The sequence below is a fragment of the Kitasatospora sp. NPDC002543 genome (genome assembly GCF_053594915.1).
On the sequence record NZ_JBSFWR010000165.1, the window covers coordinates 1 to 11,007 of the forward strand.

Sequence of the window (11,007 nt, forward strand, 5' to 3'; positions counted from 1 at the left end):
GCCGAGGAGCCGTTCGACCTCGCCCAGCACCTGGTCAGCGTCACCGCCGGGCAGCCGGTCGGCCGCCGCTCCGTCCGTCCGGCCTCGATCAGACCCTGCAGCCAGTCCTGGGCCCGCTGCTCGTCGGCGCCCGGGGTGCGCTCCCGGTACAGCGTCCGGAAGGCCGCCCGCACGCCCGGCGCCATCCTGGCCCCGTCGCCGCACACGTACACCTCGGCACCGGCGCCCAGCAGCTCCCAGACCTCGGCCGCCTCGGCGGCGATCCGGTCCTGCACGAAGCGCCTCCCCCGCTCGGGCCGCTCGCTGAAGGCGGGCCGCAGCGAGACCGCCCCGGCGGCCTCGGCCGCCTCCAGCTCGCCGCGGTGCAGGTAGTCCGCCGCCGCGTCGTCGCAGCCGAAGTACAGCAGGGCCGGGGCGAGCCCGGCCCCCTCGGCGAGCAGCGCCCGGCGGTCGGCGACGGCGCCGCGGAACGGCGCCAGGCCGGTGCCGGCCGCGACCATGACCACCGGGGTGCGGTGGCCGATCCGGAACGCCTCCCGGCAGGGCTGGACCCTGGCGAGCACGGTGTCGCCGACCGCCACCCGGTCCAGGTAGCCGGAGCCGGTGCCGCGGAAGGTGCCCCGGCCCGAGCGCGCCGGTGCGCTGAGCACCGAGACCATCAGCTCGACCCGGCCCGGGTCGCCGGCCGGCGAGGAGGAGATCGAGTAGTGCCGCGGCCGGATCGGCGGCAGCAGCTCCAGCAGCGCCGGCCAGGTGAGCCGCTCCTGCACGGCCGGGTGGTCCTCGATCAGGTCCAGCAGGGTGCGCGGGTCGTCCTCGGGCAGCGCCCGCAGCGCGGCCTGCTCGGGCGGGCAGGGGTTGAGCGCGGCCAGGGCGGCACGCTGTTCGGCACTCGGGCGGTCCTGCAGCTCGACGTGGTGGGTGAGCAGCTCGCGCACCGTCAGCGGGCGGTCGACGGCCGGTCCGGTGCGCCGGTGGGCCACGATGTTCAGCACGGTGTCCGGGTCGGCGCCGAACAGCTTGGCGGCGCGCTCGACCAGCAGCGGGTCGTTGGCCGGGAGCACGGTGAGGTGGTCGGCCGTCCGGTAGCCGGCGCCCTCCGGCAGGGCCAGCCGGACCAGCCGCTTGACCCGGTGGTAGGCGGGGTCGGTCAGGCTGCCGACGGCGGTGACGGTCAGCTCCGCCATGCCGTGCCGGGCGGCCAGCGCGGCCAGCGGGCCGCCGCTCACCTCGGTCACCGAGTAGGCGGCCTCCGGCTCCGGACCGGCCGGGGCGTCGGTGTCCCCGTGGCGGGCCAGCAGGGCCTCGGCCAGCGCCTCGGTGAACTGTCGCACGGTGCCGGACAGGTCGCCGGAGGCGTCGGCCTCGGCGCGGTCCAGCAGCCGGGTGCCGCCGAGCGCGGCGAGCCGGTCGTCGATCAGCGCCGGGACGCGCTGGTAGGTCGCGGCGTAGGTGCGGTCGCCGATGCCGAGCACCGCGTACTCGACGCCCTCGGCGCCGCCGCCGTCCGGGGCCTCCTGGAGCCGGCGGACGAACCGGGCCGCGTCGTCGGTCGGCTGCCCGTTGTACGAGGCCGCGGTGATCACCACCGGGCGGTCGGTGGGCAGCCCGTCGGCGTACGCGTCCAGTGGGGCGGTCTCGGTCGCGCAGCCGAGGTCGGCGGCGGCCTCCGCGAGCTGCCGGGTGAACTCCCGGCAGGCGCCGTAGTTGGAGCCGTGCAGGAGCAGCAGGCCCGTCCCCCGGCGGACCCTCCCGGGGCGGCGTCCGGCGGCCGCCGGGGCGTCGGCGGCGAGCGCACCGGTGGCGGGCGAGGCCGCGCAGGCCTGGCCGGGCGTGCGCCGGGCGAGGCCGAGGGTGAAGCCGTCGGGCTTGATGGTGAGCGTCTGCTTGATGCTCAGCCGGTAGTCGGCGTGGTCGATCAGCCGGTAGCGGTGGACCAGCATGCCGAGCAGCATCACGGCCTCGTGCAGCGCGAACTGCCGCCCGATGCAGGCGCGTTCACCGGTGCCGAAGGGCTTGAAGGCGTGCGGGGAACGGGCCTCCTCGCGGCCGGGGTCGAAGCGGGACGGGTCGAACAGCTCCGGGTTGTCGCCCCACACCGGATCCCGGTGCAGCATCGGCGTGGACACGAAGACGGTCTCCCCGGCGCGCAGCGGGATGCGGCCGCCGATCACGGTGTCCTCGCGCGCCTCCCGGCTGAACGCGGGCGCCGTCGGCCACAGCCGCAGCGCCTCGTTGAGCACCTGGCGGGTGTGGCGCAGCCGTCCGACGTCCTCGTAGGAGGGCCGCGGATCGGCCTCGGCGCCCCAGAGCTCGTCCACCTCCCGCTGCACCTGGCGCAGCACGGCCGGGTTCTTGGCCAGGTAGTACAGCGCGAAGGAGAGCGCGCCCGAGGTGGTCTCGTGACCGGCGATCAGGAAGGTGATCACCTGGTTGCGGATGTTCTCGGCGTCCAGCCGGGTGCCGTCCGAGGGCCGGACCGCGCCGAGCATCAGGCCGAGCAGGTCCTCGGCCGGGCCCTGGACGCCCTCCCCGGAGCGGGCGGCGATCACCTCGTCCACCACGGCGGCCAGGTAGTCGGCGTCGGCCCGGAAGGCCGCGTCGCGCTCGCCGTGGTCCGCCTCCGGGTCGCGGGTGAGCCTGGTCATCGACCAGTCCAGGCAGCGCACCATCGCCTCGACGAAGGGGTGCGGCTCGTCCCGCTCGAAGGAGCCGAAGTCGAAGCCGAAGCCGGCCAGTCCGATGGTGTCCAGGGTCATCCGGGTCATGTCGCCGGGCACGTCCACCGGCAGTCCGGCGGCCTCCCGCCGGTCCCAGGAGTCGACCAGCCGGCGGGCCACCCGCAGCATCACCGGGTGGTACGTGCGCATCGAGCCGAGCGCGAAGGCCGGCATCAGGATGTCGTGCGCCCGGGCCCAGTTGGGCTCGTCGTTGTACGCGGTGAACAGGCCGTCGCCGGTGAACCGGCGGACGTTCTCCAGCGCCATGCTGATCGACTTGGTGAACCGGGTCTCGTCCGCCAGCTCCTCGACCAGCTCCAGGCCGCTGACGACCAGGGTGTCCCGGCCGTGCAGCCGCTGGACGTACGCGGGCCCGTGCGCCCTGGACAGTTCCATGATGCGCAGCATCGGGGCGGCGACCCGCGGCATCGACGAGATGTCCACCAGGGCGACGCCCTTGCTCTCGGACACGGCCGCCCGCCCGTCCTCGGTCGCGCTCTCCACGGTCTCGGTCATCGGTGTGCCCCTCCCACGGCAGGAAACTTTCTGCTTCCACCACTGTGCGCCCACCGCGCTGGAGGTCCGGCCGCGATCACTACATGATTGTGTAGTGGTCGGCGCGGTTGCGGTCCAGCCCACGGACCGTCAGCTCCGGCGCCCGGAAGGAGAACCACCCATGCGAGACACCCACGGCCGCGGCCCCGTACCGGCCGACCGGCCGGACCCCGCGGTGTTCTGGCGCAACCGGGCGCTGCAACTGCTGGACCACATGCCGCTGCCCATCGCGCTGTGCGACTTCGGCGGCCGGATCCTGATCGTCAACCGCGCGATGGCCGCCGAATTCGGGCGGTTGCCGGGCCAGTTGCGCGACCGTAGGATTCTGGAGTTCTTCACCCTGCTGGACAGCGGCACGCTGGAGGCGGTCACCGAGGCCATCCGGCTGCACCGCCGCTCGCAGTACCCGGCCCGGGTCTCCTGGACGCCCGCCGGCGGCCGCGAGCGGTACGGCCGGATGACCGTCGCCCTGGTCGGCGACGTCCCGCAGCGGCCCCCGAGCCTGCTGCTGTCGCTGCACGCGACGGAGCTCCCGGACGAGGCCGAGCGGGCCGAGGCCAGCCCGGTCGAGGCCCGGATCCTGGCCGCGGCGGCCCGCGGCGACACCACCGCGCAGATCGCCCGGGAGATCGGCGTCACCCCGGACGGCGTCAACTACCACCTGGCCCGGCTCTCCCGCCGCTGGCGCGTCCCCAACCGCACCGCCCTGGTCGCCCGGGCCTACGCCACCGGTGTCCTGGCGCCGAACACCTGGCCCCCGCAGCCGGCCCTTCCGGTGTGACCGGTGCGCCGGGGGCGGCGGGGTCAGACGGCGGGCCGCCGGACGGCCTCGATGAAGGCCGTCACCGCGGACGGGTCCGGGAGCGGCCGCCCGTGGACCTCACCGAGCCGCGCGAGGGAGGTGGTCCCGGTGCTCCAGCCGTGCCCGTCGAGCCACTCGTCGGTGCCCGGGCCGAGCCCGCCGCGCCACAGCTCGGTGATGTGGGTCCGGGCCGGGTCGTGGGGGGTGGCGCTCACGTCCCGGCCCTGCTCCAGCAGCAGCCGGCTGCCCGGGGCCGACAGCCCCGCCACCGCCGTGAGCAGGGCCGCCGCCTCCTCCGGGGCGAGGTAGACCAGCAGCCCCTCGGCCAGCCAGACCGAGCGCCGCGCCGGATCGAAGCCGGCCCCGGCCAGCCGCTCGGGCCACCGCCCGTCCAGCAGGTCGGCGGGCAGGGCGGTGCGCCCGGCGCGCGGCACGGCGCCGAGCCCGTCCAGGACCCGCCCCTTGAAGGCGAGCACCGGGTCGAAGTCGAGTTCGAAGACCCGGGTGCCGGCCGGCCAGTCCAGCCGGTACGCCCGGGTGTCCAGGCCCGCCGCCAGCAGCACGACCTGGTCGGCGCCCGCGGCGAGCAGCCGGTCGTCGTAGTGGCGGGTGCGCAGGATGACGTGGGCGGCGAGCGCCCTGGCGAGGTCGCTGGGCGGGCCGGAGGCGGCCGGTTCGAGACCGGCGGCGGTGACGAACGCCGCCGCGTACGGGTCGACGAACAGCGGGTCGGCACGGGAGCTCTCGAAGGCCCGCACCCGGGCGACGGACAGGGCGGTGCGGGAGACCGGGATGAGCGGTTCGGGGGTCGTCATGCCCGGCAATCTACGACGCGTCCCACCGCCCCGATCCACCGGCCCGGACCCCGCCCCGGGCCCACCGGCCCGGACCCACCGCGCCGCGGAATTCCACAAGTCGGTCACAAGCTCTACCGGTTGCTCCCCGCGCCGGGCCGATCCCTGCCATCATCCCGGCTGAACCCGGGAGCCGCCCGGGAGAAGCCGAGGGAGTGCGATGGACGCGCGCATCAGGATCGCCGGCGGCGACGAGCCGCGGGAAACGGCGGAACTCTGGGACTGGCTGCGCCGGGAACGCGAGCTGGCGGGCCTGGTCCGCCCCCTGCCGTCCCCGCCCGCGGACGGGGAGCTGGGCGGGGTCACCGAGGTGCTGGAGATCGCCCTCGGGGCCGGCGGCGCCGGTGCTGCACTGGCCGGATCGCTGTCGGTGTGGCTGCGCACCCGGCGCGCGGACGTCTCGCTCGAAGTGACCACCAAGCGCGGCCGGGTCAAGCTGACCGCCCGCCAGATGAAGCAGGAGGACCTCGTCCCGCTCCTGGCCGAGGTGCTGAGCGACGACGATGAGTGAGCCGCCCGCACCCCCGCCACCCGCGCCTCCGCTCCCCCTCCCCCCGGACTTCGCCGACTCCCGCGCGATCCTGATCGGCACCGGCACCTACCGGAACCCCGAACTGTCCCCGCTGCCCGCCGCCCTCAACAGCCTGGCCGCGCTGAGCCGCCTCCTCACCGACCCGCGGTGGTGCGGCTGGCCCGAGGAGCGGGTCACCGTGATCGAGGACGCGGCCGACATGCCCGCCCTGGTCCAGACCCTGCGGGAGCTCGCCCGCGAGACCCGCGGCGTGCTGCTGCTCTACTACGTCGGCCATGGGCTGATCCGGCCGCTCGGCCAGCTGTGCCTGACGCTCGCCCACACCTCGTCCGAGCACGCCGACGTGACCGGACTGGACTACTCCAAGGTCCGCGAGGCCTTCCTGGGGAGCCCGGCGAAGGTCAAGGCCGTCGTCCTGGACTGCTGCTTCGCCGGCCGGGCCATCGAGGCCATGGCGGGCGGGGCCCCACCGGCCGTGTCCACCAAGATCCTCGGCACCTACATCCTCACCGCCAGCGACCGCGCGGCCCACGTCGTCCCGCTCGCCGAACAGGCCGACCGACCCACCTCGTTCACCGGAACCCTCGTCGACCTGGTCGAGGCCGGACTCCCCGACGGACCGGAGTGGCTCACCCTCGACACCCTCTACCCCTACCTGCGCGAGGAGTTGATCCAGCGCGGGCTGCCCGTCCCCAACCGGCAGGGCACCGACACGGCCGGCCGGTTCGCCTTCGCCCGCAACACCGCCCACCGCCCGGCGCCGGCCCGCGACTCCCGGCTCGCCCGGGCACTGACCGCGGCGCTCGCGGAGTGCACCGGGCCCGGGGACGACGGCACGGCACCCACCGACGCCGGGCCCACCGACATCGCGCCAACCGACATCGCGTCAACCGACGTCGGACGACTGGCGGAGGCCACCGGGCACACCCCGGAGCAGGTCGACGCGTACCTGGCCGGCCGGGTCACCGCCCCGCGCGCCTTCCTGGACGGCTTCGCCGCCTTCCTCACCCGGCAGGGCCGTCCGCCGGCCCCGTCCCGGCTGCGCGAGCTCCACGACCTGCGCACCGCCGAGCTGCGGGACAGCCCCGACCCCGCCGACCAGGTGGTCTACCTCCGGGAGGTCACCGAGCGCCTCCGGCAGGCGATCGACGACCTCACCGCGGAGCGGGACGCGGCCCGCCGGGACCGGGCCGACGAGCGGGAGCGCGCACGGGAGGAGCAGGAACGCGCCCGCGCGAAGGCCGAGCGCCTCACCGAACAGCTCGCGGCCGAGCAGGAGCGCAGCCGCCGGCTCGAGGAGGAGTCCGGGGCGAGGGGCCGCCAACTGCAGGCCGCCGCCGGGCTGAACCGCTCGCTGGAGGCGGACCTGGCGAGGGTCCGGGAGCAGGCCGAACGCATCACCGCGGAGCTGCTCGTCCTGCGGCGGCAGGTCGAGCACCTGCTGGACCCGCCGCACGCGGCGGAACCGGCCGCCCCGGCCGCCACCCCGGTCGGCTCCGTCACCGCCCCGGCCGGCCGGACCACCGCTCGCACGGCCCCGGAGCCCACCAGGACCACCAAGACCACCAGGATGACCGGAACGGCCCCGGCCACCCCGGCGCCCCCGGACCCGAAGACCCCCGGCGCGCCCCGGACCGGGAGCGCCCTGATCCCGGCACCGGCCGTCCGCACACCGCCGCCCCGCAACCCCTCGACGCCGCCCTCGCCCGACCCCGGCCCGCGCCACCCGAGGAAACGCCGCCCCGTCGCCCGCCTGGTGGCCCGCGTCACGGCCCAGGTCCTGCTCGTCCTGGCCGGCCTGGCCACCGTCGCCCTCGGCTTCTCCTGGTTCGTCGACTCCTACCAGGAGTCGGTCGCCTACCTCGGTGCCCCGGCCTGCGCCGCCACCGTCCCCGCCGCCACCACGGACTGCACCCGACACGAGACCGGCCGGGTGACCCACAAGCGGATCGACGCCGGCGGCGACTCCACCAACTACGAACTGACCGTCTCCCGGGAGGCCGCGCCCACCGCCACCTACACCGTCTCCGAGGGCCTCTACAACAGCGTGCAGACCGGCGGGGACACGGACCTGACCCTCTGGAACGGGCGCGTGGTCGAGGTCTCCCACCAGGGCCACCTCTCCCCGGTCGACCACATCTCCTGGCTCAGGACCGTCGAACTCTCCCTCCTGGTCGGCGCGGGAACCGCCCTCCTCCTCGGCGGCCTGCTCCGGAGCCGCCGGGGCGAGTGGTTCGCCCCGGTCGGCAGCTGCGCCGCCCTGGCCTACGTGACCTTCATCGGCAGCATGATCCTGCTCTCGGTCCAGTGGGCCTCCGTCGTCACCATCGCCCTGGCGGTCGTCGGCTGGCTGGCCTTCACCGTCGTCACCGCCGTGGCGTGCTGGGACGACTGAGCCCGAGGCCGACCTCGTCGACCGGCTCGCCGTGGACGCGGCGGCCGGATGGCCGTCGTGGGCTCGTCGGCCGATGTCGGCGAGCCCGATCGGAAGGCGCGCCACCGCGCGCTGACCGGGCCGGCGGCCCGGCGAGCAGCCGGCCCGCCTCCCGGTCTTCGGCGCGGGCCTCTACGGCGCCGACCGGCAGTCAGTCACCAGGTCGCGGGCAGGTGGATCGGGCTGCGGGTGACCGTGCCGCGCCGCCAGCGGATGTCGTCGACGCCGACGGTGAGGCGCAGCGCGGGCAGGCGCCGGGCGAGGTGGTGAAGGGCGAGGTGGAGTTCGGCCCGGGCGAGCCACGTGCCCAGGCAGTAGTGCCGGCCCACGCCGAAGGACAGGGACGGGTTCGGCAGCGGCGCGAACAGGTCGTCGGGGTCGCCGGGGAACGCCTGGGGGTCGCGGTTGGCGGCCACCCGGTCCGCGGTGACGAGTTCCCCGGCCCGGACCGTCACACCGCCGAGGTCGACGTCTTCGGTGGCCACGAGAACGCGGCCGCGTTCCGCCCGATCGCCGATGGGGATCCGGTGGAGCACCTGCTCCGTGAGGAGTGCGGCGGCGTCCTCGTCGGCGCCGAGCCGGGCCCAGGTGTGCCGCTGCTCGGTCAGCAGGTAGAGCAGGGCGTTGCCGATCACGGTCATGGTGGTGTCGTGGCCGCCGACGACCATGGTGGCGATCAGGTTGACGAGCTGGGCGTGGGGAATGCCGCCTTCGAGGTCGGAGGCCTGGACGATGGAGCTGACCACGTCGTCGCCGGGTGTCCGTCGCCGCTTGAGGATCAGCTCGGCGGTGAACGCGTTCAGCTCGTCCCGGGCGTGGTCGCCCGGCTCCGCCGTCGCGTCGACGTCGGCGAAGGCGTGCTGGGCCCAGTGGAGGATCTGCTCGATGGGGACGTCGTCGATGGCGAGGAGCCGGTGGATGACGGCGCAGGGCAAGGGCAGGGCGAAGTCGGCGACGAGGTCGGCCTGCCGGTCCTCGTGCTTGGCCAGCTCGTCGAGCAGGCCGTCGATGACGGAAGCCACCCACGGGCGCAGCCGGGCGATCGCGCGCGGGGTGAAGGCTCGGCCGATGGCGCGCCGCAGGCGCAGGTGCGCGTCGCCGTCCTGCCGGCCGATGGCGTCACGGCTGTCCAGCAGGCTGGGACTGTCCGTGACCGGGGCGGCGTCCGGCGCGTGGAGCGGTGAGCGGCCGAACCGGGCGTCGGTGAGCACCTGGCGCACGTCGTCGTACCGGGTCACGAGCCACACGGGCGTGCCGTCCGGCAGCTCCGTGAACCGAGGCGGTCCGGACGCCTGGAAGGCGATTCGGTGCAGGGGGACGGTGAGGTCGGAGGGCACGATCTCTCCTGTTCTGCCGATGGAACGGCGGCCCAGCGGACGAGCGGGCCCGCCCGGTCCGTGGACCTCATGCTTTCGGGTCGGCGTCACGCATGTGAGTCAACCCCCTGCAGGCATCGCCCGGATGGCGGTATTCGGGTGACTTCCCCGCGCCTCTGGACCCCTGGGTGCTACGGGCCAGTGGCTCGCCTCGGCCTGGCCGGCGGTGAGCCCGCCACCTGGACCCCCTGAAGCCCGTACCGGAAGGTCCGGCGCGGGGCGGCGTTCCTCCCGTACGGGTCGGGGCGCTTCGGGCGAGGCCGGTTCCTCGGGGGCCCGCACGGCGTTCGGCGCTGTCGCGTTGCCACCGGGCGTGGCCGAACGATCACCCCTCGAGCCGGTCGGCACCGGCCTGACCACGCCTGATACCTTTTCACCGCCGTGGTGCACGGGAAACCGGTCGAAGTCCGGTGCGGCCCTCGCCACTGTTGCCGCGGAGTTCCGCGGCCCTCGCCGACCGGCTCCCCCAGCGGTCGGGGCCACTGGGCGGCCCGAAGATCCGCCCGGGAAGGTCGGCCGTGGTGCGTCGATGCGGAAGCCAGGAGACCGGCCACGGCGCGACATGTTCCACGAGGGTTTTGGAGAACACGTGCCCAGCGGTCAGCCGTACCCGTTTCCGTCCATATGCTCCGTTCGTCCCACCCGCCCCGCGCGTCCGGCAGGTCCGGCACGTGTGCGCCGGGCGGTCGCGGCCGTCCTGTTCGTCGGCGCGCTCGGCGGCTGCGCCGGCGCCCCGGCGCCCGTCGCGGCCGGCGGATCGACCGGGAGTGCCGCGCCGGTCAGCGTGGACAACTGCGGGACCACCGTGTCGGTCGGCGCGCCGCCCGCCCGGCTGGTGACGCTCAACCAGGGTGCCACCGAGGTGGCCCTGGCCCTCGGCCTGGAGTCCCGCATGGCCGGTACCGCCTACCTCGACGACGCCGTCCCGGGGAAGTGGAAGACGGCCTACGAGTCCGTCCCGGTGCTCTCCAAGGAGTACCCGACGAAGGAGAAGCTCCTCGCGGCCCGTCCCGACTTCCTGTACGCCTCCTACGCCAGCGCGTTCACCGACAAGGTCGCGGGCTCCCGGGAGGAACTGGTCGGCCAGGGCATCCCGTCGTACGTCTCCCCGTTCGGCTGCTCGGACAGGAGCAAGGCCGCGCCGACGACCTGGCAGGCGGCGTGGGGCGAACTGAACGACGTCGCCAGGGTCTTCGGCGTCACGGACCGGGCCGCCGCGGTCCAGCGGGAACAGGAGGAACAACTGGCCCGGATCAGGGCGACGGCCGCGGGCAAGGGCCTGAAGGTCCTGTGGTACGACTCGGACACCAAGTCGCCGTTCGTCGGCGCCGGCCACGGCGGGCCCCAGCTGGTGCTCGACGCCGTGGGTGCCGCCAACGTCTTCGGGGACCTGCCCGGCGGCTGGCAGAACGTGAGCTGGGAGAAGGTCGTCGCGGCGGACCCGGACGCCATCGTGCTCGCGGACGCCGGCTGGGACACCGCCCAGTCCAAGATCGACTACCTGCGGAACGACCCGGTGCTGAGCGAGCTCGGCGCCGTGCGGCGCGAGGCCTTCGTGGTGGTGCCGTTCTCGGAGTCGACTCCCGGCGTGCTGCTCGCCGACGGTGCCGCCCGGGTGTCCGCGGGCCTGGGCCGACTGCACCAGGGTTCATGACCACCGCGCCCCACCCCGTCGCGCGGCCCGCCGGCCGGGGCCGCCGAGTGGGACGACTGGACGGCACACGACGACACCTA

Annotated in this window: 7 protein-coding genes and 1 riboswitch; of the genes, 4 read left to right on the plus strand and 3 right to left on the minus strand. The window is 75.1% G+C overall.

The window, feature by feature from the left end; translation table 11 throughout:
• Positions 1–3,236, minus strand: a 3,236-nt coding sequence (locus tag ACWD4P_RS36540) for a cytochrome P450 (RefSeq protein WP_449782596.1), incomplete at its 3' end; no start/stop codon positions are given.
• Positions 3,237–3,396: 160 nt separating this feature from the next.
• Between ACWD4P_RS36540 and ACWD4P_RS36545 the strand changes: the two genes are divergently transcribed.
• A complete protein-coding gene (locus ACWD4P_RS36545) occupies positions 3,397–4,056 on the plus strand; it encodes a LuxR C-terminal-related transcriptional regulator (protein ID WP_449782597.1) in 660 nt (219 codons plus the stop codon).
• A gap of 23 nt (positions 4,057–4,079) precedes the next feature.
• On the opposite strand, the gene ACWD4P_RS36550 is transcribed toward ACWD4P_RS36545, so the two are convergent.
• Positions 4,080–4,892 carry an SAM-dependent methyltransferase gene (locus ACWD4P_RS36550; protein ID WP_449782598.1) on the minus strand — a complete coding sequence of 271 codons (813 nt, stop codon included), beginning with the start codon at positions 4,890–4,892 and terminating at the stop codon, positions 4,080–4,082.
• Positions 4,893–5,091: 199 nt separating this feature from the next.
• On the opposite strand from ACWD4P_RS36550, the gene ACWD4P_RS36555 reads away from it, so the two are divergent.
• Positions 5,092–5,442, plus strand: coding sequence for an effector-associated constant component EACC1 (locus ACWD4P_RS36555; protein WP_359829496.1), 351 nt, complete (start codon positions 5,092–5,094; stop codon positions 5,440–5,442).
• Entirely contained in the window at positions 5,435–7,858 is a 2,424-nt protein-coding gene (locus ACWD4P_RS36560) for a caspase, EACC1-associated type (protein WP_449782599.1), read from the plus strand. The genes ACWD4P_RS36555 and ACWD4P_RS36560 overlap by 8 nt, the downstream gene beginning before the upstream one ends.
• 194 nt (positions 7,859–8,052) lie before the next feature.
• On the opposite strand, the gene ACWD4P_RS36565 is transcribed toward ACWD4P_RS36560, so the two are convergent.
• Positions 8,053–9,234, minus strand: coding sequence for a cytochrome P450 (locus tag ACWD4P_RS36565; RefSeq protein WP_449782600.1), 1,182 nt, complete (start codon positions 9,232–9,234; stop codon positions 8,053–8,055).
• A 404-nt stretch (positions 9,235–9,638) separates the two neighbouring features.
• Positions 9,639–9,842: riboswitch (cobalamin riboswitch) on the plus strand.
• Between the two features lie 104 nt (positions 9,843–9,946).
• Here ACWD4P_RS36565 and ACWD4P_RS36570 point away from each other — a divergent pair.
• Positions 9,947–10,927, plus strand: a complete 981-nt coding sequence (locus ACWD4P_RS36570) for an ABC transporter substrate-binding protein (RefSeq protein ID WP_449782601.1) — start codon at positions 9,947–9,949, stop codon at positions 10,925–10,927.
• The last annotated feature ends 80 nt before the right edge of the window (positions 10,928–11,007 follow it).

Coding starts and splice junctions, on each gene's coding strand:
- ACWD4P_RS36545 (WP_449782597.1), top strand. CDS start 3,397: ATGCGAGACACCCACGGCCGCGGCCCCGTACCGGCCGACCGGCCGGAC.
- ACWD4P_RS36550 (WP_449782598.1), bottom strand. CDS start 4,892: ATGACGACCCCCGAACCGCTCATCCCGGTCTCCCGCACCGCCCTGTCC.
- ACWD4P_RS36555 (WP_359829496.1), top strand. CDS start 5,092: ATGGACGCGCGCATCAGGATCGCCGGCGGCGACGAGCCGCGGGAAACG.
- ACWD4P_RS36560 (WP_449782599.1), top strand. CDS start 5,435: ATGAGTGAGCCGCCCGCACCCCCGCCACCCGCGCCTCCGCTCCCCCTC.